At 61.9% G+C, this 26,579-nt stretch carries 22 protein-coding genes and 1 pseudogene; 11 read left to right on the top strand and 12 right to left on the bottom strand.

Annotation, left to right across the window (positions count from 1 at the left end; all coding sequences use genetic code 11):
* From IPF85_RS09310 to IPF85_RS09285, 6 genes and pseudogenes are all read left to right on the top strand, one after another.
* Positions 1-892: pseudogene (locus tag IPF85_RS09310) on the top strand (DNA methyltransferase); the annotation flags it as partial.
* A gap of 149 nt (positions 893-1,041) precedes the next feature.
* Positions 1,042-1,299, top strand: a complete 258-nt coding sequence (locus IPF85_RS09305; RefSeq protein ID WP_343407803.1) for a hypothetical protein — start codon at positions 1,042-1,044, stop codon at positions 1,297-1,299.
* Positions 1,300-1,633: 334 nt separating this feature from the next.
* Positions 1,634-2,008: a GxxExxY protein gene (locus IPF85_RS09300; RefSeq protein ID WP_343407802.1), complete on the top strand. Its 375-nt coding sequence runs from the start codon at positions 1,634-1,636 to the stop codon at positions 2,006-2,008.
* A 198-nt stretch (positions 2,009-2,206) separates the two neighbouring features.
* Positions 2,207-4,915: a DEAD/DEAH box helicase family protein gene (locus IPF85_RS09295; protein ID WP_343407801.1), complete on the top strand. Its 2,709-nt coding sequence runs from the start codon at positions 2,207-2,209 to the stop codon at positions 4,913-4,915.
* A gap of 23 nt (positions 4,916-4,938) precedes the next feature.
* Positions 4,939-5,094 carry a hypothetical protein gene (locus tag IPF85_RS09290; RefSeq protein ID WP_343407800.1) on the top strand — a complete coding sequence of 52 codons (156 nt, stop codon included), beginning with the start codon at positions 4,939-4,941 and terminating at the stop codon, positions 5,092-5,094.
* A 12-nt stretch (positions 5,095-5,106) separates the two neighbouring features.
* Entirely contained in the window at positions 5,107-5,517 is a 411-nt protein-coding gene (locus IPF85_RS09285) for a winged helix-turn-helix domain-containing protein (protein WP_343407799.1), read from the top strand.
* Here IPF85_RS09285 and IPF85_RS09280 read toward each other — a convergent pair.
* The 7 genes from IPF85_RS09280 to IPF85_RS09250 form a co-directional block, all read right to left on the bottom strand.
* Entirely contained in the window at positions 5,429-7,030 is a 1,602-nt protein-coding gene (locus IPF85_RS09280; RefSeq protein ID WP_343407798.1) for a DUF2723 domain-containing protein, read from the bottom strand. The genes IPF85_RS09285 and IPF85_RS09280 overlap by 89 nt on opposite strands.
* On the bottom strand, positions 7,002-7,826 hold the full coding sequence (locus tag IPF85_RS09275) for a hypothetical protein (protein WP_343407797.1): 825 nt from the start codon (positions 7,824-7,826) through the stop codon (positions 7,002-7,004). Before IPF85_RS09275 ends, IPF85_RS09280 begins: the two co-directional genes overlap by 29 nt.
* Before the next feature lie 87 nt (positions 7,827-7,913).
* Positions 7,914-9,500 carry a sugar transferase gene (locus IPF85_RS09270; protein WP_343407807.1) on the bottom strand — a complete coding sequence of 529 codons (1,587 nt, stop codon included), beginning with the start codon at positions 9,498-9,500 and terminating at the stop codon, positions 7,914-7,916.
* A 5-nt stretch (positions 9,501-9,505) separates the two neighbouring features.
* The gene (locus IPF85_RS09265) at positions 9,506-10,585 is read right to left on the bottom strand and encodes a lysylphosphatidylglycerol synthase transmembrane domain-containing protein (protein ID WP_343407796.1); all 1,080 of its coding nucleotides are present in this window, start codon (positions 10,583-10,585) and stop codon (positions 9,506-9,508) included.
* 113 nt (positions 10,586-10,698) lie between these two features.
* Complete coding sequence (locus tag IPF85_RS09260; RefSeq protein WP_343407795.1) at positions 10,699-12,441, bottom strand: polysaccharide biosynthesis tyrosine autokinase; 1,743 nt, start codon at positions 12,439-12,441, stop codon at positions 10,699-10,701.
* Between the two features lie 29 nt (positions 12,442-12,470).
* The gene (locus IPF85_RS09255) at positions 12,471-13,205 is read right to left on the bottom strand and encodes a sortase (protein ID WP_343407794.1); all 735 of its coding nucleotides are present in this window, start codon (positions 13,203-13,205) and stop codon (positions 12,471-12,473) included.
* 3 nt (positions 13,206-13,208) lie between these two features.
* Positions 13,209-14,513 carry an O-antigen ligase family protein gene (locus tag IPF85_RS09250; RefSeq protein WP_343407793.1) on the bottom strand — a complete coding sequence of 435 codons (1,305 nt, stop codon included), beginning with the start codon at positions 14,511-14,513 and terminating at the stop codon, positions 13,209-13,211.
* A gap of 140 nt (positions 14,514-14,653) precedes the next feature.
* On the opposite strand from IPF85_RS09250, the gene IPF85_RS09245 reads away from it, so the two are divergent.
* Together IPF85_RS09245 and IPF85_RS09240 are read left to right on the top strand one after the other, a co-directional pair.
* Positions 14,654-16,225: an ATP-binding protein gene (locus tag IPF85_RS09245; RefSeq protein WP_343407792.1), complete on the top strand. Its 1,572-nt coding sequence runs from the start codon at positions 14,654-14,656 to the stop codon at positions 16,223-16,225.
* Positions 16,226-16,248: 23 nt separating this feature from the next.
* The gene (locus IPF85_RS09240; protein ID WP_343407791.1) at positions 16,249-16,974 is read left to right on the top strand and encodes a response regulator transcription factor; all 726 of its coding nucleotides are present in this window, start codon (positions 16,249-16,251) and stop codon (positions 16,972-16,974) included.
* A 37-nt stretch (positions 16,975-17,011) separates the two neighbouring features.
* Here the strand turns inward: IPF85_RS09240 and IPF85_RS09235 are convergent, their stop codons facing one another.
* Complete coding sequence (locus IPF85_RS09235; protein WP_343407790.1) at positions 17,012-17,320, bottom strand: hypothetical protein; 309 nt, start codon at positions 17,318-17,320, stop codon at positions 17,012-17,014.
* Between the two features lie 301 nt (positions 17,321-17,621).
* Between IPF85_RS09235 and IPF85_RS09230 the strand changes: the two genes are divergently transcribed.
* Together IPF85_RS09230 and IPF85_RS09225 are read left to right on the top strand one after the other, a co-directional pair.
* Positions 17,622-18,299 (top strand): Crp/Fnr family transcriptional regulator, encoded by a 678-nt coding sequence (locus tag IPF85_RS09230; RefSeq protein ID WP_343407789.1) that lies wholly within the window; start codon positions 17,622-17,624, stop codon positions 18,297-18,299.
* 342 nt (positions 18,300-18,641) lie between these two features.
* Positions 18,642-20,165, top strand: coding sequence for a hypothetical protein (locus IPF85_RS09225; RefSeq protein ID WP_343407788.1), 1,524 nt, complete (start codon positions 18,642-18,644; stop codon positions 20,163-20,165).
* A gap of 100 nt (positions 20,166-20,265) precedes the next feature.
* Here IPF85_RS09225 and IPF85_RS09220 read toward each other — a convergent pair whose 3' ends face one another.
* Positions 20,266-21,216: a site-specific DNA-methyltransferase gene (locus tag IPF85_RS09220; protein WP_343407787.1), complete on the bottom strand. Its 951-nt coding sequence runs from the start codon at positions 21,214-21,216 to the stop codon at positions 20,266-20,268.
* A gap of 149 nt (positions 21,217-21,365) precedes the next feature.
* Between IPF85_RS09220 and IPF85_RS09215 the strand changes: the two genes are divergently transcribed.
* A complete protein-coding gene (locus IPF85_RS09215) occupies positions 21,366-21,782 on the top strand; it encodes a VOC family protein (protein WP_343407786.1) in 417 nt (138 codons plus the stop codon).
* 139 nt (positions 21,783-21,921) lie between these two features.
* On the opposite strand, the gene IPF85_RS09210 is transcribed toward IPF85_RS09215, so the two are convergent.
* The 3 genes from IPF85_RS09210 to dnaK are packed head-to-tail and all read right to left on the bottom strand — an operon-like array spanning position 21,922 to position 26,512.
* Positions 21,922-23,610 (bottom strand): M3 family oligoendopeptidase, encoded by a 1,689-nt coding sequence (locus IPF85_RS09210; protein ID WP_343407785.1) that lies wholly within the window; start codon positions 23,608-23,610, stop codon positions 21,922-21,924.
* A gap of 9 nt (positions 23,611-23,619) precedes the next feature.
* Positions 23,620-24,591, bottom strand: a complete 972-nt coding sequence (gene lipA / locus IPF85_RS09205; RefSeq protein ID WP_343407784.1) for a lipoyl synthase — start codon at positions 24,589-24,591, stop codon at positions 23,620-23,622.
* Complete coding sequence (gene dnaK / locus IPF85_RS09200; protein WP_343407783.1) at positions 24,536-26,512, bottom strand: molecular chaperone DnaK; 1,977 nt, start codon at positions 26,510-26,512, stop codon at positions 24,536-24,538. The genes lipA and dnaK overlap by 56 nt, the downstream gene beginning before the upstream one ends.
* Positions 26,513-26,579: the final 67 nt, after the last annotated feature.

The following is a 26,579-nucleotide window of genomic DNA, read 5'->3' as shown; positions in this document are numbered from 1 at the left end:
CGACAACCAACCCCGGCGACTGGGTACTCGACTCTTTCGCCGGCTCGGGCACCACCGGCGCGGTGGCGCACAAGATGGGCCGGCGCTGGATCATGATCGAACTGGGCGAGCACTGCCACACACACATCATCCCGCGACTGCGCAAGGTCATTGATAGCGAGGACAAGGGCGGCGTCACCCAGGCCGTGGGCTGGCAGGGTGGCGGCGGGTTCCGCTACTTCCGGCTGGCGCCTTCGCTGCTGGAGAAGGACCGCTGGGGCAACTGGGTGATCAACAAGCAGTACAACGCGGCCATGCTCGCCGAGGCGCTGTGCAAGCTGGAAGGCTTCACTTATGCGCCCAGCGACGCGGTCTACTGGCAGCACGGCCATTCCACCGAGAGCGACTTCATCTACGTCACCACGCAGACGCTCAGCCCGGAGCAGCTCGCCCAAGCTGAGCGATGAGGTGGGCCGGAGCGTTTCGCTGCTGGCGCTGTGTCTGGCGTCGTTCCGTGCAGGCTGTGCTGATCGGTATCCCAACCTCACCGTCCGTAAGAAGATCCCTTTGCGGATAGACAGTGCTGGCGGCTTGTGAATGGGGCCACGATGATTACAGCCTCAAGGTGGAAAACCTGGGGGAGAACACAGCGAAAAAAGAGGTCGCGCCGTGCCCTGTGGCCAAGTACCTGCAAGATACTTTTTGCTCCAACACGCCAATCAAAGCGCAAAAAGTCGCTGTTTGGAGTTGGAGAATAACCCCAAGGACGCAGAGAACACAGAGAAAAAAGAGGTCTTGCGCCCTGTGGCTCCCACACGGCTGGAAGACAAAGGACGGAGGAGAAAGAGGTCTTTGCGCTCTTGTGCTCTCTGTGGTCAAATACGTGCTGCAAGATGACTGCAAAAGGACGTAGAGAACACAGAGAAAAAAGAGGTCTTTGCGCTTTGTGCTCTCTGTGGTCAAATACGTGCTGCAGAATGACCGCAAAGGACGCAGAGAACACAGAGAAAAAAGAGGTCTTTGCGCTCTTTGTGCTCTCTGTGGTCAAATACGTGCTGCAAGATGACCGCAAAGGACGCAGAGAACACAGAGAAAAAAGAGGTCTTTGCGCTCTTTGTGCTCTCTGTGGTCAAATACGTGCTGCAAGATGACCGCAAAGGACGCAGAGAACACAGAGAAAAAGGAGGCTTTGCGCTCTTTGTGCTCTCTGTGGTCAAATACGTGCTGCAAGATGACCGCAAAGGACGCAGAGAACACAGAGAAAAAAGAGGTCTTTGCGCTCTTTGTGCTCTCTGTGGTCAAATACGTGCTGCAAGATGACCGCAAAGGACGCAGAGAAACAGAGAGAGGTCTTTGCGCTCTTTGTGCTCTCTGTGGTCAAATACGTGCTGCAAGATGACCGCAAAGGACGCAGAGAACACAGAGAAAAAAGAGGTCTTTGCGCTCTTGTGCTCCGTGGTCAAATACGTGCTGCAAGAGACCGCAAAGGACGCGAGACAGAGAGGTCTTTGCGCTCTTTGTGCTCTCTGTGGTCAAATACGTGCTGCAAAATGACCGCAAAGGACGCAGAGAACACAGAGAAAAAAGAGGTCTTTGCGCTCTTTGTGCTCTCTGCGGTCAAATCTCTATCTTCCAATCTTTCAAGGAGGGTTCTATGCAAAACATTATGGCTTTGTGCGATGAGGTGCGGGATATTGCTTATGCCATTCATGTCTATCACGGGCATGGGCATCTGGAGAAGGTATACGAAAACGCGTTGGCGCATCGGGTGCGCAAGGCAGGGCACAAGGTCGCACAGCAGCATCCGATTAAGGTCTACGACGAAGATGGCACGCTCATCGGCGACTATTTCGCCGACCTACTCATTGATGATATTCTCATCATCGAGCTGAAGACTGCAAAGGCAATCGCACCCGAGCACGAAGCGCAGATCCTGGGCTATCTCAAGTCGTCTCGGATGGAACACGGAATGCTGATCAACTTCGGTTCCTATCGTTTCCAGATTCGCAAGTACATTTGGAACGCGTAGAAAGACAGCCACAAAGAACGCAAAGAACACAGAGAAGAAAACCAAAAATGATCTTTGCGTTCTCTGTGCTCTTTGTGGTGACGCTCTGGCACGCATCGAACAGCCACAGAGAACGCAAAGCGCACAAAGAAGAAAACCAAAAATGATCTTTGCGTTCTCTGTGCTCTTTGTGGTCAATCATTTCAAGGCAGGAAGCAGATGAATCGTCATGTCAATGCTATTGCCGGTCGCCTGAGTTTGCGCCCGCCGCAACGCCGCTCGCTGGAGATTCTGGATCGCATCACCGAGATCGTGCCGCCGCATAAGGGCAACAGCGTCGAGGCGGCGCTGGCGGTGATCCGCAGCGAGTTTCCATCAGTCACCGACTTCGAGCGCGATTTCCCATCACTCTGCTTTGCCCTTGCCACCGGCGTCGGGAAGACGAGGTTGATGGGCGCGTTCATCAGCTATCTGCACCTGGCGCACGACCTCAACAACTTCTTCGTGCTGGCGCCCAACCTGACGATCTACAACAAGCTGATCACCGACTTCACGCCCAACACGCCCAAATACGTTTTCAAAGGGATCGCCGAGTTCGCCACCAACCCGCCCTACATCATCACGGGCGATAACTACGAGGGGTCGGCCAGCACGCTCTTCGACGTGACGCTGCGCTGCAAGATCAACATCTTCAACATCTCGAAGATCAACGCCGAAGTGCGCGGCGGCAAATCCCCGCGCATCAAGCGCCTCTCCGAGTACATCGGTCAAAGCTACTTCGATTACCTGGCCGGGCTGGACGACCTGACGCTGATCATGGACGAGTCGCACCGCTACCGGGCGTCGGCCGGGGTGCGCGCCATCAACGAGCTGAAACCGGTGCTGGGGCTGGAACTGACTGCTACACCCATGATCGAAACGCCGCGGGGCGCGATTCCGTTCAAGAACGTGATCTACAGCTACCCACTGGGCGCGGCGATGGCGGATGGCTTCGTCAAAGAGCCGGCGGTGGTCACGCGCAAGAACTTCAACCCGGCCGGTATGTCCGCTGAGGCGCTCGAACGGCTGAAGTTGGAGGACGGTCTGCGGCTACACGAGAGCGTCAAAGTCGAGCTGGAAACCTACGCCCGCGAGACGGGCAACACCATCGTCAAGCCGTTCCTCCTGGTCATCGCGCGCGACACGACCCACGCCGGCCAGTTGGTGCAGTTGGTGCAGTCGGACGCCTTCTTCGAAGGCCGCTACAAAGGTCGCGTCATCCAGGTGGATTCCAGCCGCACCGGCGCGGAGGAAGATGAAATGGTGCAGCGGCTGCTGGCCGTTGAAAGCCCCGACGAACTGACCGAGATCGTGGTCCACGTCAACATGCTGAAAGAGGGCTGGGACGTGACGAACCTCTACACCATCGTGCCGCTGCGCGCCGCCAACGCCCGCATCCTCATCGAACAGTCCATCGGTCGCGGCCTGCGCCTGCCCTTCGGCAAACGCACCGGCGTGATGGCGGTAGACCGGCTCAACATCGTCGCCCACGACAGGTTCCAGGAGATCATAGATGAGGCGAACCGGCCAGGTTCTGCCCTTCACGTGCAAGTGGTGGAGCTTGATCCAGAGCAGTTGCGCCAGAGGACCGTCACCGTGGTGTCGCAATCGCAACTGGCTACCAAGCTCGGCTTGCAGCCCGAACAACTCACTGCCAGCACCCAGATCCCTGAGTCCACCCCGCCGCCGGTCTTTGGGAATCCGGAGGAGCAGAAAGTCGCCCAGATCGCCTATGCGGTGATCCGCAAGCTGGAAAGCCAGCCGCAAAGCGTGCCCGGCGTGAGCTATCTGCAACGGCCCGAGATTCAGGCCCAGGTGGTGCGCGAGGTTGCCAACCAGTACCGGCCGGCTCAGTTGGCGCTGGAGGGGATCACGCCGCCGCCCGACATCGCGGCGGTCGTGGCCAGGACCTCCGACCTGGTGATTCAGCAGACTATTGACATCCCGCGCATCCTCGTGGTGCCGCAGGGTGAGGTGCGCTCAGGCTTCGCGCCCTTCACGCTGGCGTTGGATGCGCTGCGCTACCCGCCGGTTTCGGAAGAACTGTGGATCCAGCACCTGGGCACGAATCAACTGGAGATCCTGGCTGTGGGGAAGGGCGGCGTCCAGGAAGCGCGGCTTGAGGACACCGTGGTCAGCGGCCTGGTGGATTTCGATGACATCTCCTACGATGATCATGCCGACTTGCTCTATGACCTGGCCGCACAAGTGATCGGCCACTTCCAGACATACCTCTCGGAAGATGAGACACGCAAAGTGCTGCGCTGCTACCAGAAGCCGATCACCCAGTTCGTCCACGCGCAAATGGAGCAGCATTTCTGGGAGGGGGCGGCTGGCTATGACGTGGTGATCAGCAAGGGGTTCAGCGAGCTGAAGCCCAGCGCGTACACGGCCTCGGCCACCGATCCGGTGCTGAATTTCCGCCAGTCACCGGCCGACAAGAGCAACATGTCGAAGTACTTGTTCGGCGGGTTCGCACGCTGCCTCTATCCGGTGCAGAAGTTTCAATCGGACCCGGAGCGGGTTCTGGCGGTCATCCTGGAGCGGGAAGCGTTGAAGTGGTTCAGGCCGGCGAAGGGACAATTCCAGATTTACTACAAACAGGGCGCTGATCACCTGGAATACCAGCCGGACTTCGTCGCTGAGACTGAAACCGTGATTTACATGCTGGAACCCAAGGCCAGAAACGCGCTGAACGATGCCGACGTCCTGGTCAAGCGCGACGCGGCAGTGAACTGGTGTCAGATGGCGAGCGATCATGCCAAGAGCTACGGCGGCAAGCGGTGGGAGTATGTGCTGATTCCCCATGACGTGATCGCTGAGAATATGACGCTTGCTCTGCTCGCCTCGGCCTATGCAGCATCTACAATCCGGCCGCCGAGCGCCTGACATTGCGGAGGGTGAACATCGCTATGTATCAAGACATCCCTTCGGTCAAGGGCTGGCGCGCCGACCAGATTCTCAACGTGTTGTTTAGCCTTTCCGAGCTGCGCGACCCGGAAACCGAACGTAACTGGTGTCTGCCGGTTGCGGATGACGGACCAGAGACACAACTGCCCGTAATTTAGAGGATTACCACCATGACCTATCTCGACGCTGCGTACTCCATCCTCCATGCTGCGGGCCGGCCGCTGCGTTTTGAGGAGATCACCGAGGCCGCGTTGGGGCGGAAGCTGATCTCGCCCCAGGGGCTGACGCCCGAAGCGACGATGGCTTCGCGGCTGTACATTGACTCGCTGCAGGAGGATTCACGCTTCGTGCGCGCCAGCAGCGCGGACGGCATGATCTCGCCGGCGCAGATTCCAGGCACGGCGCTGTGGATCGAGACGAATCAGAGCGCGAAGTCGGTGGTGCAGGTGATCGGGAAACTACTGGCGGCGCTGGGACATGCTCCCGACCAGTTTACGGTGAACCGGGCCATGCCACCTCAAATAGAGTCCCGACCGGTCTCAACTCGAAACGCAGAGCCATATCTTCATCGGGATCGGTGATGAAGATGGGGCGCCGGCCGCGCTGGCTCTCGATGAGGTCGTTCACATCCGGCCCCGCGGCAGCGGACAGATCGGGCCAGCGCTGCACCAGGTGACGGCGGTACCAGTCGAAGTTCCACAGGGTGCGCTCAACGATTGCCACATCGGGTCGTTCTCCCAACCCGTCCTGCGCATACCACAGCGCGAACGCGTGCTCATCGCCGTCAGCAATCAGCAGGGCGTCGGGCGCGGCCGCGGCCAGTGCAGCCAGCGCATACTGACGGGCCTCGGTGTCGCGGCTGAGGTCCACATTGGCCCAGTTGTGCCAGAGCAGCGCCACAGGCAGCAGACAGAGCAGCCAAATCCAGCCGCCCGCGCGCCCGCGCGTCAACCATGCGACCAGGGTCAGCACCCCAGCCGCCTGCCACAGCGCGGCCAACACTTGTAAGGGCAGCAGGTAGACAAAGGCATCGGCGGTGGCGTAGCCGAGGGCGACGATGGCAACCATCAGCGCCACGCCGACCGTGAGCAGGGCCAGGCGTCGCGCCTGCGTTGCCAGGCGCCACAGCCCCAATGCGGCCAGGATCAGCCCTGGCCAGGTCAACGGCTGCGCCAGCAGGCTCAGCCAGGACTGGGCGCGCATGAGCATTTCCGGGACCGTGAGGCCGAAGAGCGCGCCGCGGTAGAGTTGTCCGCTGACCAGCCACCAGAAACCGCCGGGCGTCGTGGCGTCACCCCAGAGCAGCACGGGGTGACGGCCGGCAGCCAGGGGCAGGTAGAGATAGACCGCCAGCCCGGCCAGCAGGGGCAGGGGCAGTAGGGTCAGGTCTCTAAACCCTCTACTTTGCGCCGCTGAAACGATAGCGCCGCCGTCAAACCGGGGGGACCCGTCCCACAGAAGCAATGGAGCGAAGAAGATGAGCGAGAGATGATTGCCCAGACCCAGGCCGAACAGGAAGGCCGCCACGCGTCGCCGGCCGGGATGGCCGGGCGCCTGGGGCAGGGTCAATGCACAGATCAGGGCGACGAAGAGGGTGTGCAGCGCGTAGACTTCGACCAGGATGGCCTGCGACCAGAAGGTCATCTGAAAGGCGAGGGTCAGGCCGGCCAGCACCGCGGCCGCGCGCTGGCCGGGCTGGTGTGGCCACAGGGCTTGCACCAGCCAGACGACGATGGCAACCGTGGCGGCGGCGCTGAAAGCAGAGAGCAGGGCCACGCGCTGCGCCAGTTCTGCGAGGGGGAGATGGGTAAAGAGCCAGGCGAGTAGGGTCCAGGTGGGATAGCCGGGCGGATGCGGCACGCCCAGAACGGCCGCGGCCACGGCCAGTTCTGCGCTGTCTGCACCGTGGTGCTGCCAGGTGATGGAGGGCGCCAGGGTGAGCAGGTAGACCACCAGGCTGGTCAGCCCCACCAGCAGCGACGGAGCCAGCGCTGGTCGCGCCGCGGGCGCGGCCGCGCGGTGGATGACCGGCGTTCCCTGTGTCATGCCCGGCGCGCCGACCTGGTCAACGTCCAGGGGCGCGGCGACGACCATGACTACCTTGCGCGGCCAGGTCAGGATTGCCGCCCACCGGCGGCAGGAAGGAGGGTGGCAGACCCACCGTCAAGAGGGCGGTACGGCCGGCGGCCTGGGCTTCGATGTCCAGCACGGAACCAAGCGGCACACCGCTGCCCACGCTGAGCACCAGCGTCAGTTGCTGCGGTTGGTTGGGCGCCAGGTTGGTCAGCCGCCACAGGCGACGACCGGCATCGAAACTCCCTGTGGAGGCCCGGGCCGTCGTCAAGGTGAAGGCTGGCGGCATCATGACCTGCACCTCACCCTGCTCCAGCAGCACATTGCCGATGTTGACAGCCACCACGCTGACCGTGAAGGCCCGTCCGGGCATCACCATGACGGCGCCGGTGATGGCCACGCTGAGACCGGCCGTGGCCGGCGGCCGTGTGGGCGTCGGTGTGCCTGCAGGCGTGGGGGTGGGCGTGCCTGTCTCCGGCGCGCCCGTGACCGTGGCCGGCGGCGCGGTCGGCGTATCCGTCGCACCAGGCTCTGGGGTATCCGTTGGCCCTGGGCGCGGGGTGACGGTGGCAGGCGCGTCAGTGGGTGTCACCGTGGGAGGCGGTGCGGTGGCCGTTGGCGGTTGGGCCGTCGGTGTGACGGTGGGCGGCAGCGCGGTCGGCGTTACGGTCGGCGGCGCCGGCGTGGGCGTGCGCGTCGGCACGGTTTGGAACCACTCGTGGCCGGCCTCCTTGCCCGCCACCTGCGTGGGGAGCACGATGATGGCGATGATGGCGGCGGGCAAAAGCGCGGCCAGAATCATTCTTGCTAAGCGCATAGAACACCTCATTGCAGGAACAGATCGGCGCACAATTGCGGCGCCCCGGCGGGCGTGCCCCTACCTCGCCCGGCTGGCCGGATGACCTCAGTACGACCCCTTGCCGCGCACGACGGCGGGCAGGGTTTTCAGCAGGATGATCACGTCGTGCCACAACGAATAGTGCTCGATGTACTCCACTTCAAGCGCCACGCGTGCGGCCAGCGCCAAATCGCCGCGGCCGTTGATTTGCATGGGGCCGGTCATGCCCGGCTTGACGGCCAGACGCCGGCGCTGCCAGTCGTTGTAGCGGGCAACCAGATCTGTCTCTTCTGGCCGCGGCCCCACCAGGCTCATGTCGCCGGTCAGAACGTTGATGAACTGCGGCAGTTCATCCAGGCTGAAGCGGCGCAGCCAGCGGCCTACGCGCGTGACGCGCGGGTCGTCGCGAATCTTGTAGGCCGGCTCGGCCAGGGCGTCCAGGTCAACCACCTCATGGCGGCGCGCTTCGGCATTATCCACCATGGAGCGGAATTTGACCACCCGGAAGAGGCGTCCATTTTCGCCAACCCGCGTCTGGCTGAAGAAAACCGGGCCGCGAGAATCGAGCTTGATGGCGATGGCGATCAGGGCCATGGGGACCAGGCTGATCGCCAGACCGATGGCGGCGCCGGCGATGTCGAGCAGACGTTTGCCGGCGCGCTGCCAGCCGCTGAGCACCGGCAAACGCGCGCCCTGCACCTCACCGCGGAAGTGAATACGACCGGCGCCAAAACCAGCGGCCAGGGTCAACGCGCGCACGGCCAGCATGACAGGCGTGGCCAGGCCCACAGGCCAATCCTTGCGCAGGGCCTTGAGCGTGAAGGGCAGGGCGGTCAACAGGAAGGCCAGCGCCAGCCCGGCCGCGCCCCACAGGGCCGGTGACCAGAGCAGGGCCAGCGGCAGAGCAGCCAGGGTCAGTGTCACCAACGCCATCTGCACTTTGAGCACCTGCGGCGTGTGCGAGTCTCTCAGCAGGCGCTCCGGCAGCCAGCGGGTGAGCAGGGCCTTGTAGTAGCCGATGTAGAACTTGCGCCGGATGTACTCAGCCAGCACCCGATCGTGCGTGTGATAGACCTGGGCCTGTGGCACAAAGACCAGGCGATAGCCCTTCTGCGCCAGGCGAAATGAAAACTCCTGATCCTCAACCGACGCGGTGGCAAAGATGGTGTCGAAACCGCTATTTTCCAGAAAAATGGCACGGCGGTAACCGGCTGAGTAGGTATCCACGAAATCAATGCTGGCCTGGCCTCGCATGCGGTCGTAGCGGTCCTCATATTCGATCTGCACAAAGCGCGGCACCAGGCCGGTTTGGCGTGTGAGATAGGTGCCCTTCGCACCGATCACCTCGGGATCGGCAAACGCTGCGGCCATCGCGGCCAGCCAGCCGGGCGCGGGTTCGCAGTCACTGTCGGTGAAGAGGACGATGTCGCCCTGGGCCGCGGCCACGCCCTGATTGCGTGCGGCGGCCGGCCCCTGGTTCACCTGTTCGATGGTGAGGGCGCCCAGGCTGCGGGCCAGCGCGGCGGTGCCATCCTGCGAGCCATCGTCCACGACGATCACTTCGACCGGCTGCGGCCACTGCTCGATCTGCGCGGATAGGGCGCGCAGCGCGGCGGGTAACGTGCGTTCGGCGTTGTAGGCTGGAATGACCACGGAGATCAAGTCGGCGCCTCCCCAGGTTCCCGTGGCTCCCCTGACCAGGGTGCGACGGCGACGGGCGCCTCTCGGCGCAGTTGCCAGCTTTCCCACAGCAAGGCCAGGCCGCCCGCGATCATCAGTGTCAGCGGCGCCACCGCGTACAGCAGCACGCCGACGGCAAAGCCCTGCACGGCCGCGATGCCGAACCAGGCCAGGGTCAACTGACACAGGTACTGAAAGATGCCGACCTTGCCTGGCGAGCTGGGCACGCTGACGCCGGCCTGCAGCACCGCCAGCAAGGTGAACGAGACCACCCAATCGGCCGGCAGATGTAACGCCAGCAGCGTCAAAAAGTTGGTGGAGCCAGCCAGGAGCCAGATGAGGAACGACCAGGCCGTCACCTGGATGACCACCGAAGGAAAGCGCAGCGCGTCCAGGCCGTGGAGCGCGGCGTCCAGCAGGCCGATCCAGCGCATACCGCGCTGGTTGGGCAGGCGGTCGGCCAGGCGGCGCGCCAGGGCCAACCAGTGCCGGCGCCCGAGCAGGCCGATGATGGCGCCGGCCAGCAGAAACAGCGCCACAACCGTCAGGGCGGTGCGCCGACTTGTCAGCGCGGCCGCGCCGGTTGTCACCAGCAAGGGGGTCAGGATGAGGACGCACAGCGCAAGCATCGCCAGGTCAATGACCTTTTCAACGCCGACGGTGGCCAGGGTACGCGCTTTGCTATCGCCAAAACGCTGACCGACCAGGTAAGCGCGCACCAATTCACCGCCGCGCAGTGGAATGGCTAATGAAACCGCCTGGCCGCTCAGCAGGATGGCGAAGAGGGAACGGAGCGGCAGATGACGGTGGTGAGGATAGAAGAGCAGGCGCCAGCGTGCAGCTTTGGCCCCATTGGTGAGCAAGACCGATAGCAACGCCAGGGCCACCCAGGTCGGCTCTGCCTGACGCAGGCTGCGAAGCACGGCGTCTGGCGCCATGTCGCGCAGGGCCAGCCAAAGGCATAGGAGGCTGACGGCTAATCCAAGCCCCACTTGTGCATAGCGCCCCCAGCGCCAGCCTGGGGCAACGGCTGGCGTCCGGTCATCCATGTCCATCATTGGCAGCCTGGCGAGTCAGAAAAAACACGCAGCCGGCCGTCAGGCGTGCGACTACAGCCACCTCGGCGGCTGTAGTCGCGGCCGGGCGCAGCCGGTCAAGCGCCTGGCAAACATCATTCTGAACGGCTGGACGGAAAAATCGTGGCCAAACGACGGGCGGCAGAGCGCAAGGTGCTTTTGCCACTGCGGGGTGCGCGTCCTTCGCTCGCAGTTCCACCATCACCGGTGCTACTCCCGGTACCGTTCGTGTTGCGTGATTGCTTCTCACTGTCGCCCTTGTCAGTATCACCGTAGTAGTGATGGTAATAGTAGTAGTAGTAGCCGTCCGTTGTGGTCGGGCTGAGGCGGTTGAGCGCCACGCCCAGGATGTGCGCGCCGACCTTGGTCAACTCCTGGATCGCGCGACGGGCCAGCGGCTCACGCGTTTCGCCCGAATCAATCACGAGCAGGACACCGTCCAACTGCCGTGCCAGCACGGCCGAATCGGTCACGGCCAGGGCCGGCGGGCTGTCAAAAATGACGATGTCGGCCACGCTCTTGAGCACCTCGATGAGGTCGGCCATGCGACGGGAGCCGAGCAGTTCCGACGGGTTCGGTGGCAGCGGTCCACTGGTCAACACCGACAGGTTCTTGATCAGTGTAGGTTGAATCAGGTGTGGCAGCGTGGACGCATCCGGGGGCGTCAGCAGTGCGCTGGTAAGGCCCAGGTTGTTGGGCACGTTGAAGACCTTGTGAATGACCGGGCGACGCAGATCGGTGTCAATCAGCACCACCTTTTGACCGGTTTGGGCCATGATGGCCGCCAGGTTAGCGGCGGTGGTGCTCTTGCCTTCGCTAGGATTGGCGCTCGTCACCAGCAGCGTGCGGATCGGTTTATCCAGGCTGGAAAACTGAATGTTGGTGCGCAGGATGCGATACGCCTCGGCAACGGGTGACTTGGGATTGAGGAAGGCTACCAACTGGCGCTCAGCATCGGCGTCGCCATTGTCTTGCCGCGTACGCGGAATGGCGCCCAGGGTGGACAGCTTGAGCGCCTGGACAACGTCGTCCGGGTTCTTCAGGGTATCATCCAGGTATTCGATGAGCAGGACGCCGCCGATTGCCAATACCATACCGACGAGCAGGCCCAGTACGGTGTTCAACAGGACACGCGGGCGCACCGGTTTCTTGGGCACTTCGGCCGGTTCGACGGTGGAGATGGTGTCTGTGGCACGTGCTTCGTTCAGCCGCAGGTCTTCGAAGCTCTTGACCAGGTTCGCGTAGCTGTTGCGGTATTGCTGCAGGCTGTCTTGAAAACGGGAGAGGTCGGCATCCTGTGCGCTGGTGCGGTTCTGAATCGCTTCCAACTCAGTGATCTTGGTTTGCACCTGGGAGATGTTCGTGGAGAGTGAGCGGATTTCTTTGTCCAGGCTTTCGCGCGATCCTGTGAATTTCTGTAGCTGGCGTTCGGTGTGCTGCTCGACAAAGACTTCGGGGATGGTGTTGGCAATTTGCGTGGCCAACTCCTTGTCAGTATCCTCCACATCTACCCGAATGAGTTGGGTATCCTGAATCGGTTCCACGCTGATCATGGACGTCAGCTCGGGCAAACCAAGGCGAGCTGTCACCGCGTCTAACACCGGGCGGGTCAACATCAACTGAGCATAGGTTTGCGCCTGGCGTTCGCTGGCGATGATCGTTCCATAGACACTCTCGTTGGCGTTGGTTGCCTGGTCCACAAAGATCGTAGCGGTTGCCAGGTAGACGGGCGTGGTGTTGCGGCTGATGACATAGGTCATGCCGCCAATCAACAGTGTCCCCAAGAGCACAAACCAGAGCCATCGCCGTAGAATGGCTCCATATTGACGTAATTCCATCAAAAAACCTCTATTTCGTCATCGTCTGACTAGAGAACAACCGCCAGTTTGGCGATCACAATCACACGATGGGTATTGCCAAACGAAGGCCAGCACGTGATCAAGGTCAAGGTGGCGTCTGGCGTCTGCTCAAGGTAGCGGGCATTGGCCAGGCGCTGCGCTAACGGGGCGCCCGTTTCCGGCACCAGGTCAATTTTCGTCACCCGATAGATCAGATGCCGCCCGTTGCTGGTGTAGAGTTCAACATCGCTGCCGGGTGTCAGGCGCGGTGTCGGCCGGTCAACATCCAGGCTGATCGCTTCGAACACCTTGCCTTTGATGTTGTTGTGACCAGAAACAACCACGTTGCCAACGGTGCCCGGCGCCGCGCTGTTGATGTGATGCCCCGCAGCGTTGTCGGCAATCTCCCATTCCGTGGTGCGCTGACCGTCGGCCGCAGTGACAATACGCCAACCCACCTCGGTCACCGGCACATCCAGCGCCAGGGCCGGAATGACCAGGCGCGTGGCTTGCACGGACTCGGTCAGGGGCGTCACCGGGACGGGCGGTGTGAGCGCCTCTGCCCCCGCCGTTGCGGTGGGCGCCGCAGTGATTTGTGGCACGGGGGTGTCCGTGGCGCCAGGGCGGGTCTCCATCGTAGTGGGGGCCGTAGTGGGGGCTGCAGTGGGGGCTGTGGTCGGCGCGGGTGTCGGCCGACCGCAGCCGGCCAGGGCCACGGCTATCATCACCACGCAAGCAATGCCCAAACTGAATTTCGATTTCATGCGTTAGGTTTTCAGGTCCCTTTGCGGCAAATTCCCGATCACGTTGGCCTGGCCCAGGGCCACGATCATCCCCACAAACATCCACAGGGTGAAAACAGGCTTGGCGCCCGGCGCAACGGCGTCGGTCAGGCTGAAAATGTGAAAAGCCAACAGGCTCGTCAATAGCCCGGCGCTGAGCAGGCGCCCGGTTGGGCTGGTAGTCCGTTTGTAGAGACTCCAACCCATGCCGGCGACAAGCAAGAGCACCGCCACATAGGCCACCAGGCCCGGAATGCCCATGTCCAGGGCCGTCTGCAAAAAGATATTGTGGGCATGGCCCACATCGGCCAGGACGGGATCCACATCGAAGAAGGGCGCATACGCGATGGCCAGGCGGCGAAAGGTTCCCAGGCCAATGCCGGTGAGGGGGAAATCGGCCACCGCCAGCAGCGCCCGCTGCCAGATATCCATCCTGCCCACCAGATTGGCCGGATCTGCGCCAGGTTGAGCCAGGAGCCACTGGCTGCTGTCACGCAACAACCAGTAGACGCCGGCGCCTGGCACAGGCAGAAAGACCACCAGGCGCCATTGCCAGACCAGGGCCACCACGCCGGCCGTCAGCAGGAGGCCAAGAATCGCACTGCGTGACTGCGTCAGCAGCAGGACGCTGCCGAGAATGGCTACGATGAGAGTCAGGAGCAGACGCTGTGCGGGCAATGCCCGCTGTGGCCAGGCCGGATCGCTGCTCCGCCGCCACGCGCCCCACCACATGGCTAATGATAACGGCAAGAAAAGGCTAATCATGCCGGCAATCTCGTTGGGGTGAAAATCTCCGCCCTGCAGACGCTGGCGCAGCGCCTCCGGCAGGCGGGGCAGGTGACGATAGAGGCCACCCAGGTTGAAAATTTTGCGCTCGAACCAGTCAGCACCCAGGGCGCCGAGCAGGGCCAGACCCAAGCCCAGGATCAGCAGTAGGGCTATCCACAGCCAGGCGTGACGGATGTGGTGCGTGGTGTTGATGACGGTGTAAAATGTGGCCAGGCTGAGCAGGATGCCGAGCAGCTTGGGCAGCGCCAGCGCGGGATCAACCGCCTGACGGGCGCCGACAAAAGCCATCAACGCCAGCAGGGCCAGGGGCCAATCGAGCGGCGTGCGCCGGGTCAGAAAACCGTGCCGCCACCAGCGCAGCAGCCAGGGCAGGGCCAAGAGGGCCAGGGCAAACGGCGTGATCGAGTTGGGAAAGAGCAAGAACGGTGCGGCCACTAACAAAACGACGCCTTCGTAACGCAGGACAAGATCGGCTACGTAACGTGGGCTTCGTTTTAGCATTGACGTGTGTGCAACAGGATTCGTCAAAAAAATATGCCGCCCGTGCGACGCGATGATTGTAGCCGATGATGACTCAAAAGGCAAATGGCGTTGACTTATTTTGCTTTGACATTTGAACGGCAGTTTGCTAAGATGGAACCATGCAGACCACGTACGAGTTACGCCAACGCAGTTATTTGCTCAAAATCGCGCGCGCCATGACGTCAAACCTCGATTTGGCGCCGTTGTTGCGCCTGACGTTGAGCGCGGCCGCGGAGATGGTGCAGGGCGAGGTGGGCCTGATTGCGCTCAGCCAACCGGATGACAGCTATCGCGTCGAGGCGTACTACGGCATTCCCCACCGGCTGCTGCCCCTCTTTGCTCCGCTGTTGACCGATATTCGGCGCTCGGCCAACCTGCTGGAACGGGCGTTGACCATCCCCGACCTGGCGCTGAAGTTGCACATGGTGTCCACCGCCACGGGTTTGCCGTTGCGCCAGGTGGTGGCGCTGCCCTTACAGGTCAATCAGGACCTGCTCGGTTTGATCTACATCGTGCGCAGCGGCGGCGCCGCCTTTTCCGCCAATGACCGGCAGGTTTTGCAGGATTTTGCGGATCAGGCTGCCATTGCCGTACGCAATGCGCGGCTTTACCAGGCGGTCAACGATGAACGGCGCCGCCTGGACACGATCATTCAGAACAGCGCCGACGGGGTGATGATCCTGACCCCGGAGCGCAAGATCGAGGTGATCAACCGGACGCTGGCCACGCTGACCGGGTGGACGCCTGCCGCGGCCCAGGGGCTGCCCTGTTACCAGGTGTTGGCCCTGGAAAATGTCAAGGGCGCCGATCTGTGCCAGGAGATGGGTACACCGTTGGATTTGGCCGGGCGCGGTTCGGTGACGGCCGAAGGCGACCTGGTGCGCCCCGGCGGTTCGCGCATCACGGTGGGAGTGACCTACACGCCGCTCTTCGATGAACGGGCGGCGCTGCAGCAGATTATCGTCAACGTGGTGGACATTACGCGCTTCCGTGAGGCCGAAGAGATGAAGAGCACCTTCGTGTCGGTCATCACGCATGAACTCAAGACGCCGATCTCACTGATCAAAGGCTACGCCAGCACGCTGCGCCGGGCCGATGCGCAGTGGGACTCCACCACCCTGCGCGACAGTTTGACGGTGATCGAAGAAGAGGCCGATCGGCTGAACGGGTTGGTGGATAATTTACTGGATGTCTCGCGCATTCAGGCCGGCGTGTTGCAGTTGGAATTGGCCGACGTTGACCTGCCGGGTCTGGCGGGGCGCCTGGTGGAAGGATTCAAACTGCAGAGTGCGCAGCACACCTTTGAGCTTGATTTTCCGGCGGACTTTCCGCCGGCGTTGGCCGACCAGGAACGCCTGCGCCAGGTGTTGAACAACCTGATCAGCAACGCGATCAAGTACGCGCCAGACGGCGGGGTGATCCGCATCGGCGGCTGGCTCGATGCTGCGCGCCAATTGCTGACGGTCTATGTGGCGGACCAGGGCATTGGCATCCCGTCGCAGGAGCAGGAGCATCTGTTTCAGCGTTTTTACCGGGTGGATTCGAGCCTGCGACGCAAGACGCAGGGCGCCGGCCTGGGACTTTTTCTGTGCAAAGCGATCATCGAGGCTCACAATGGGCGCATCTGGGTGCGGAGCGAACCAGGCAAAGGCAGCACATTTTTCTTCACGCTGCCCCTGGGTGCGGTGTGATGCCGCGAAAGGCGGAGGCAAGCATGGCCATAGCAAGCAGTGAAAAGCCACGCATTTTGGTTGTAGATGATGAAGCGCGCATTCGCCGCCTGGAGCGAATGAATCTGGAGTTGGAAGGTTTCGATGTCATCGAGGCAGCCGACGGCTTTCAGGCGCTCGATCGCGTGCGCGAGGACTTGCCCAACCTGGTGGTGATGGATGTGGCGATGCCGCAGATGGACGGTTTCGAGACCTTGCACCTGCTGCGCGAGATTTCTTCGGTGCCGGTCATCATGGTCACGGTGAAGGCCGAAGTGAGCGACCGTATCCATGGGCTTGACCTGGGAGCCGATGATTATCTGACCAAGCCGTTCAATCCCCAGGAATTGGTGAGCCGCATCCGCGCGGTGCTGCGGCGCACGGACGATCGCAGCCTGGCGACCCAGGAGTTGATCCGGGTGGACGATGGGCTGAGCATTGATCTGGAGCGCCACGAGGTGCTGGTGCATGGTGTGCGCATCAAGCTGCGCCCCACCGAATATCGTTTGTTGTACCACCTGGTGCAGAACGCGGGCCGCGTGGTGCCGCGCGAAACGCTGATGGCGCGGGTGTGGGGGCCGGAGTATCGCGACGAACATCAACTGCTGCGCGTCTACATCACCTATCTGCGGCAGAAGATCGAGCCGGACCCCGCCCACCCGCGCTACATCATGAACGAACGCGGGGTGGGCTACAGTTTCGTGGACTTCAAGCGCAGGCCGGGCGAGTGACGAAGTTTGGCCGCCGGGCCATTCATCACCCACTGACTTACGACCCGGTGTGGCACTCGGTGCATTTTTCGTCCGTGTCAGCGCGGTGGTCCGCCGGCAGCTCAAGGCGATCAGCGGCGTGACATAACGAGCAGGTCTCGCGCCCTTCGATTGGATGGGCCATCGGCTGCGGTGTGGGCGTTGGGCCTGGCGTGGAGGGCAGAGCCGCCTCGTGGCAGCGCAGACATTCAGCGCCGGTATAGAGCGCATGATTGGCCGGGATAGGCACAGTGCTGCGTGGGTTGTGGCAGGCAGTGCAGTCCATGTTGTTGAGCAGCGGATGCGGCATCAGCGGTGGTCTATGCATGCTGGTGGCAGTTGTCAGCGGCGTCGGCCGCGAATCGGCTGTTGGCAGGGGGGCGGCCGGCGTCGGACGGGTGCAGGCGGCCGACAGGATCATCAGAACCAGAACAAGCGGGATGCGATGGATTGGGTTTCTCGAACAGCATTTTCGTATTTGTACAAGCATGTTGTTCATTCTACACCATTCCAGTGAGAACAGCAATCAAAACGTTCTTTTGCTATGGCCGGTTTGCATTGTGGCGTACAGTTGTGTATAATCTGCCGCAGTATAAAGTCAACCTCTTGCACAGCTGGCGGAAGAAAAAATGTCTGCACCGCGCGACAAAATTGGCTATCTGTCAGAAATCGAGATCTTTCAAGATCTCTCCCCTCGCGAGATCCAAGAGATAGATCGTATCACGACGATCAGCCAGGTTCAGAAGGGCAAGGTATTCTATCGCCCAGAAGAAACGGGCGAGGTTCTCTTCATTCTGAAAAAGGGCAAGGTGCAACTGTATCGCATTTCGGCCGAGGGGAAGAAGCTGGTCATCACGACGCTGGGACCTGGCACCCTTTTTGGCGAAATGGCCCTCTTGGGCCAACAGATGCACAACGCGTTTGCCGAAGCCACCGATGATTGCCATATCTGCGTCATGAGCCGCACGGACCTGGAGCGGCTGTTCCTGAACAAACCGATGGTGGCGCTGCGCGTGCTGGAGATTACCGGCCGCCGCCTGCGTGAGGCGGAAAAGCGCCTGGAAGACATGGCCTTCAAAGGCATCCCCGCTCGCCTGGCCTCGCTGCTCCTGCGCGTACGCGTGGAGCAAAACAGTGACGACATCAAAGGGTTGACGCATCAGGACCTGGCCGAAACGGTGGGCACTTATCGTGAGACGGCCACCCAGGTCCTCAACGACCTGAAGGTGCAGGGCCTGATTGAGATCGGCCGCAAACACATCGTGATTCTGGACCCACAGCGGCTGCAGGCCGTCGCCGGGTCCTAACCGAATCCAACCCCCCAATCCCGCAGGCTGCTCCAGGACGAGTCGCCTGACTGCCCTCTCGAACAATCTGTCGCACCCGTACCCGATGCTTGTTTCAACCGGCGTGACGGCACTCGCCGCGAGACCGGTATTGTTATAGACCATCACCCTGGTGTTCTGGCATTTCTGCTATTGCGGCGCCCGTGCGTCGCCGGCAGAAGGCCCTGAGCAGGAAAGGAGAATTGGCGCCCCATCTTAGTGACAGCAACCGTCAGGGTGTTCACACCTGTCTGCGCCTTGACCATCGTGTTCGTTCGACTGTTCGGCACCCCAAGTGCATCACCCAGAGGAGAAACTTTCATCATGCGTAAAACTGGACTGTATGTCCTACTCGTTGTGCTGTTGCTCGCCACCATGGCGATCGTGGCGCCCTTTGCAGGCGCTAACCAGCTTGCCGGCCCTGTGGCCCCAGGCGCCCAGGATGTAGCTGCTGCCGCCGGTGGCAAGGTCGAGTTCGTTCCTGGCCACAATGTCCCGAACGCACCGATGGCGCCAGGCGCCATCCTGTTCGACAACGGCCCCCTGGTCACGCATCCGGGCGGCGGCTTCGGCGGCGCCGATGCCAGCGCCGTGCAGACCGCAATCGGCCTGACTGTCTACGGCGCTGGCCACCAGCTTTCGGCCAATAACCGCGTCGCCGATGACTTCACTGTCCCGGCCGGCGAAACCTGGACGATCAACACGGTTACCTTCTACGCGTATCAGACTGGCTCGACGACTACCTCGACCATGAATCATGTCAATCTGCGGATCTGGAGCGGTATGCCGGACGTCGGCAGCATCGTCTTCGGCGACACCACCACCAACCGCATGGCCAGCACCAGTTTCACCAACGACTACCGCGTGCTCGATACGGGCCTGACCGTTAACAACCGCCCCATCATGGGCCAGGTGACCACGGTGGGCACCGTGCTGACCGCCGGCACCTACTGGCTCGACTGGCAGACCGGCGGCACGTTGGCCTCTGGTCCCTGGGCGCCCCCTGTCTCGATCGTGGGTCAGACGGGCAAACCGGGCGCCAATGCCATGCAATCCATTGCCGGTGCAGCATTCGTCGCCCTACTTGACACCACTTTCCCGCAAGACCTGCCGTTCATGATCGAAGGCAGCAGCAGCGGAGGCGGCCCCACCCCCACGCCTACGACTCCGCCGCCTCCGACTCCGACTCCCACACCGCTCCCGCCGCGCTGCCCCGCCGGCTTCAGCGAAGTGACGCTGGTCAACGAAGGCTTCGAAGGCACCTTCCCGCCCGCCGGCTGGGTCGTGGCCAACAGCACCTCAAGCTGCACAGGCATTCCTGACTGGACCAACACCGATCCTGGCGCCCGCGGCAACCTCACCGGCGGCAGCGGCCTCTTCGCCGTCGCGGACAGCGATGCCTGCGGCAGCGGCGTTGCGATGAACGCCCAGATGTGGTCACCTGTGCTCAACCTGACCGGCTACACCGATCCGCGCATCGTCTTCAAGTATGACTACAACGACCTCGGTTCTGCGGACTCCGGCGCGCTGGACTTCAGCACCGACGGCGGCTCGACCTGGTCGAACATCACCACCTGGACGGTCGATGATCGCGGCCCCAAGACCTACGATGGCACCTTCGTCTCCACCAGCGCCAATACCGTCATCCGCTGGCACTACATCGCCGGTTGGGACTGGTGGTGGGAAGTGGACGATGTCGCGGTCACGGCCTGCCAGGCTCCGCCCACCGCGGTTGACCTGGACGATGTCTCGGCCAGCAATGGCACGGTGACCTGGGCCTGGATGTTGGCCGTTTTGATGGCTGTAACCGGCGTCTCTGTCTGGCGCTGGCGCCGCGGCACCAACTAACGTTGAACCCGCGGGTGTAGTTCGGCTCCCGAACGTTTGAAACAAGAAAGCCAGGCTTCTGCAAAGAGGCCTGGCTTTTTTTTGTCAATTCTTCAGGTTTTCAATCGTTGGCCGACGCGGCCGCAGGCGATTCGGTGTCACTGACTGGCGCCGGTGTGAAGCTGACGTCCGCCAGCCGCCGCGTTGCCAGTTCGACATAGGCCGCGTTGGTCTCATAGCCCACAAAATGGCGCCCGGCTTTGCGAGCGGCAATGGCCGTTTGCCCGCTGCCCATGAACGGATCGAGCACCACCTCATCGGCCAGGCTGTAGAGCTGAATCAGGCGCCGCGGCAGTTCGATCGGAAACGGCGCGGGATGACCGATCTTGCTGGCTGCCTCGGCCGCGAAAGTCCAGACGCTCTTGGTGTACTCCAGAAATTCATCGCGGCCAATCGTGTTCTTGCGCCCGGGGTTGTGGCGGGTGTAAGTGTCTTTGCAAAAGACCAGGATGTACTCGTGCGCATCACGCAGGATGGGATTGGTGGCCGACATCCAACTGCCCCACGCGGTGGATGGACTCCCGCCCGCGGCCTTGTTCCAGATGATTTCGCCGCGCATCAGAAAGCCCAAATCGAGCATGGATTCCAGGATGAAGGCATGCAGCGGGATGTACGGCTTGCGCCCCAGGTTCGCCACGTTGATGCAGGCGCGACCGCCGGGCACCAACACCCGTTTGACCTCGCGCCACGCACGCGTCAGAAAGGCCAGGTATTCCGACAGCGAAAGGTCGTCGTCATACTGCTTGCCCACGTTGTACGGCGGCGAGGTGACCATCAAGTGGACGCTGGCATCGGGCAGGTCATCCATCGCTTCACAGCTCTTGCAGAAGATGCTGTCCAGCGCGGCCGCTGGCAGTGGATTTTCTGCATAGGGCGCCCCGCTTGGCGTGTCCAACAGCGGCAATTCTGCCACCAGGCGGCTGGCATAAAACGGCGTGGCATCATGATTGGCGCGCCCCGTGGAGCCGAAGTTACTGGTGATCGTGCGTGGTTTGCGACGTGGTGGCGACACCGGTCCTGTTTCCTTTCTCGTCTTCGTGCCTTCGTGTGCGGGCGCTTGTCAGGATTGTCAACTTATGGTATGGTGAGTACGCAGTCGGCTGCTGCAAGGTCAGAAACCCGGTTTTCAGCCATGTCTGTCCAGTGTTGGAGAGGTTGGTCATGCCAGTTCCACGTTTGACCGCGATCGTCTTGCATGTGACCCATGTGGCGTCCAGTGCTGCCTTCTACCGGGACTGCCTGGGCGCCGTGTCCCTGTTCGACTATGGCGATACCGATACATTCCTGGCCCTACGCCTGGGTGATGTCGAGATTCATCTGCACGCCGCGCAGGCTGCCACTGAGCAGCTTGCGTCAACCTGGCCGGTGGGGGCGGCCAACGGCGTGGGGGTTGCTCTGCATATTCACGCCAGCGATCTGACACGACTCAGCAGCCTGATTCAGCGCGCCGGCGGTCAAGTCCTGCAGGAAGCCAGCCCCCAGCCCTGGGGCACGATTGAGATGGTCGTGGCCGATCCCGATGGCTTTTGCCTTCTCCTGTGGGAAGGACAGCACAGCCCGAACATTCAAACCTGGTGAAGCTCTGCTGTAGGTCCGGCCTCCTGGCCGGACGACGCTGGCGCAGGAGAGCGTGCTCTGCCGCAGACAGCGTCGTCACGCCGGAGGCGTGACCTACGATTGCGCTCTCCGCGGTGGATTCCAGGTCTCCCTCAATCCCTCAATTGGGCGTGGTCAGTTCCTGTATCTTACCCGAAACCAGGCGCATCAGCTCGCCGACAGTGTCGCGATCGAAAGCAAAGCGGATGTTTGCCGCCTGGAAAAGGGCCGGCAATGGGCGCGTGTCACCCAGGGCCAACGCGGCTCGATAGTCAGCCACCGCTTGCGCCTGATCGTGCAGGGCGTTGCGCCACACCTGCATGGCGCCAACCTCAGCCAGGCCGTATTCGATGTAGTAGAATGGCACGGTGAAGATGTGCCCCTTGCGCTGCCAACCGGTCTCCTTCTCCCTCTGCAGGCCAGTGAAGTCAATTCCCGGCATGAAGCGATCCCACAGCTCGCTCCACTTGGCATCCAGATCGGTGGCCGTGATATTGTCCGGCGCCTCGGCATAGACCCAATGCTGGAAACGATCTACCACGGCCATGTAGGGCAAGAAGGTGATGATACCGCGCAGCTTCTGGGCGTAGGCCCGCTGTGCGTCAGCCTCTGAGTAGAAACCGCCGCGACTTTGCGCCAGATAGGGCGCCGCCAGCAGTTCCATGCCCATCGAAGCCACCTCACAGAATTCCATGGGGCCGTTGAGGTTCCAAACCAGCGGCTGGCGCGCCGACTCCAGATAGTGGAAGGCATGGCCGCCCTCGTGCAGCAGGGTCTGCACGTCATCATGCGTCCCCGCCGCGTTCATGAAGATGTACGCACGCCGGCTGACCGGGAAGCTGGCGCAATAGCCGCCGGGCGCTTTGTTTTGCCGTGAGGGCAGATCCAGAAACCCGTCGCGCAGCGTGGCAAAGTGCTTGCCCAACAGCGGGTCAACCTGGTTGAACATGCGCTGCACCCCGGCTTCCAGATCGCGCACGTCGTTGAACGGTCGCAGCGGTTCACCTTCGGTTTCAACCTCCATGTCCCACGGGCGCAGCGTAGTCAGTCCCAGTTTGGTCGCCCGTTGCTGATTGAGCGCCGTCGCCACGGGCACGACCTCATGCTCGATCGCATCGTGAAATGTGAAGCAATCCTCCGGCGTATAATCGAAACGGTTATAAGCCTGCCACATGTAGGATCGAAAGGTGGAAAATCCGGCATTGCGTGCCATCTGCCGTCGCTTGGGCAGCATGCTGAGGTAAAGCTCGTTCAGCCTGGCGCGGTCGGCCAGAAAACGATCCATCAAGAGGCGCCAGGCGCGCTCACGTGTCGCGCGGTCGCGCTCATGCAGGTGTAAGCCGGCCTGCGGCAGGGTTTCCACCTGTCCATCCCACTCGATGGTCATGGCGCCCACGGTCTTGTCGTACTCGTTGCCTTGCTTGACCAGTTCCGTTTCCAGCGGGATGTTCTCTTCGCGGAAGATGCTGGCTTCGGTGCGAAAGCGCTTCAGCAGCATCGCCGTGTCGGCCGCCGGCACATAGTCGCTCAGGGCCAGGAACTTCTGCTTCAGAGCCTGGTTGGCGGTGGACGATTTGGGAACAATGTCCTCCACCAGGTGGTTGAAGCGCGCCTCGGCCGCGGCGTCTGCCGTGTTTTCCGATACCGCACGGTTAATCTGCGCGCTGCCCTCATGCAAGGCCGCGTTCAGGTCGCTCCATTCTTGCAGCCAGGCGCCGGCGGTTTCGACGGTCAGCTCGGCCGCCTGCAGCCGGTCGAACAGCGGCTGCAAGGTCCCCCAATCGAGGATATCAATGTGTGGATATGCCATGGTACCATCCTATCGCAATTGATCTGTAACCGGTGCTCGCCGCTGCAGACGCTGGGCGCTGTGCGCGGCGCGCTCCGCGTGGTAGGATGAGCGCACCAACGGCCCACATTCCACCCACGGAAAGCCGCGCGCCTGCGCCTCGTCGCGCAGTTGGGCGAACTCGTCCGGTGAATAGTAACGCTCGATCGGCAGGTGAAAACGGCTCGGCTGCAGATACTGGCCGATCGTGATGATGTCCACCTGGTGGTCGCGCAGATCATCCATCACCTGCAAGACCTCATCCCAGCGCTCGCCCAGCCCCACCATCAGGCCGGATTTGGTGAGCGCGCCCGGATCCATCTGCTTGGCCGCAGTCAGCACCTGCAGGGAGCGAGGGTACTTGGCCTGCGGCCGCACCCGCTGATACAGCCGCGGCGCGGTTTCTACATTGTGGTTCAAGATTTCCGGCTGCTGCGCCATCACCTTCTGCAAGGCGTCCATGTTACCCATGAAATCGGGGATCAGGACCTCGATCGTCGTCTCCGGCATCAGCGCCCGGATGCAGCGGATGGTTTCGGCAAAGATGCCTGCGCCGCCATCCGACAACTCATCGCGGTTGACCGACGTCAGCACAGTGTGGCGCAGTCCCATCGCCTGCACAGAATCGGCCACCCGCTGTGGCTCCGCCAGGTCCAGAAACTCAGGCCGGCCGGTCTTGATCTTGCAGAAGCCGCAGGAGCGCGTGCAGGTATCGCCCAGCAGCAGAAAGGTGGCAGTGCCGGCGTTCCAACATTCGCCAATGTTGGGACAGCCGGCCTCCTCGCACACCGTGTGCAGCGTCTTGCCGCGGAACAAGCCCTTGAGCTCGTCGTACTTGGAACTGTCCGGCGCGCGCACCCGCAGCCAGTCTGGCCGCCGGCCTGGCGTCAAGTGTTCATGATGCCAGTCATGCCGGGGCGGCTCCGGATTCAGTTCGATGGGCACAGAGGCAGATTGAGTCATGATCTATTTTCAGGTCGGACGGAACTCGCCCTCGATGAAGTCGTCGCCGCTGCCACCGCTGCCGGGGTTGGAGTTGGGGCCGCCATCGCCGCCATCGCCGGCGTGCCGGCCCGCTGCCGGTTTGATGCATGCGTGTGCCCACCTGTTGCCAGGCCGCCATCAGCTCATCGCTGGCGCTGCGAATGTGGCTGCCATCCTGACCTTGCAGGGCAGAGCGCGTGGCGGCCACCTTGCCTTCCAGCATGGATTTGTCCTCGGCCGTGATCTTATCGCTGTTCTCGTGGACAAACTTCTCCACCTGGTAGACCGACATATCCGCGTGATTACGAGCCTCTACTTCATCCTTGCGGCGTTGGTCTTCTGCGCGGAAGCGCTCGGCATCCTTGACCATGCGCTCGATCTCATCTTTTTTGAGACCACTGGAGGCCGTGATGCGGATTTGCTGCTCGCGCCCGGTCGCCTTGTCCTTGGCAGAGACGTGCAAGATGCCGTCGGCGTCAATATCGAACGCCACTTCAACCTGGGGCATCCCGCGCGGCGCCGGCGGAATACCGTCCAGGATGAAATTGCCCAGCATCTTGTTGTCGCCGGCCATCTGACGTTCGCCCTGGAAGACCTTGATCTCGACGCTGGTCTGCATATCGGATGCAGTGGAAAAGACCTGGCTCTTCTTCGTCGGAATGGTGGAATTGCGCTCGATCAGCGCCGTCATGACCCCGCCGAGCGTCTCGATGCCAAAGGTCAGCGGTGTGACATCCAGCAAGAGCACGTCCTTGACTTCACCCTTGAGCACACCGGCCTGAATGGCCGCGCCCACGGCTACCACTTCATCCGGGTTGACGCCCTTGTGCGGGTCCTTGCCAAACTGGCGACGGACCGCTTCCTGCACCGCCGGCATACGCGTCATGCCACCGACCAGAACCACCTCATCAATGTCCTTCACCGTCAGCTTGGCATCCTCCAGCGCGCGGCGCACAGGCACAATGCTGCGCTCGATCAGGTCGCCGGTCAACTGCTCCAGCTTGGCCCGTGACAGCGTCATGGTCAGGTGCTTAGGCCCGCCGGCGTCTGCGGTGATGAAGGGCAGGTTGATCTCGGTCTGCATCACCGTCGAAAGTTCGATCTTGGCCTTCTCGCCTGCTTCCTTGAGGCGCTGCAACGCCATGCGATCCTGGCGCAGGTCAATGCCCTGTTCCTTCTTATACTCGTCGGCGATCCAGTCAATGATGCGTTGATCGAAGTCATCCCCGCCCAGGAACGTGTCGCCATTGGTGGAGAGCACCTCGAACACGCCGTCGCCGACATCCAGGATGGAGATATCGAACGTGCCGCCGCCCAGGTCATAGACGGCGATCTTCTCATCCTTCTTCTTGTCCATCCCGTAGGCCAGTGAGGATGCGGTGGGTTCATTGATGATGCGCAAAACGTTGAGACCGGCAATTTTGCCCGCGTCTTTGGTCGCCTGACGCTGACTATCGTTGAAATAGGCCGGCACGGTGATGACCGCGTCGGTCACCGGCTCGCCCAGGTAGGCCTCGGCATCGGCCTTGAGCTTCTGCAAGATCATGGCAGAAATCTCCGGCGGCGAATACTCCTTGCCACCCATCACCACCCAGGCATCGCCGTTTTGCTTTTCGGCAATCTTGTAGGGAAGTATCTGGCGGGCGCGCTGCACCTGTGGGTCACTAAACTTGCGTCCCATCAGGCGCTTGACCGAAAAGATCGTGTTATCCGAGTTGGTAATGGACTGACGCCGGGCCACCTGGCCCACCAGGCGCTCGCCCGTCTTGGGGTTGACAGCCACCACCGAGGGTATCAGGCGCGCCCCTTCACTGCTCGGAATGACGACCGCTTCGCCGCCCTCCATGACAGCCACCACTGAGTTTGTTGTTCCCAGGTCAATGCCGATGATTTTTCCCATTATGATATTTTCTCCTTATTCCTGTCCGGCCCTTGTGCCGTCTGCTTGATTCCCTCTGTCACCAACT

Origin of the sequence: Candidatus Amarolinea dominans (assembly GCF_016704685.1) — a bacterium.
Taxonomy (GTDB): Bacteria; Chloroflexota; Anaerolineae; order SSC4; family Amarolineaceae; genus Amarolinea; species Amarolinea dominans.
This window is presented reverse-complemented; position numbering and strand designations above follow the sequence as displayed.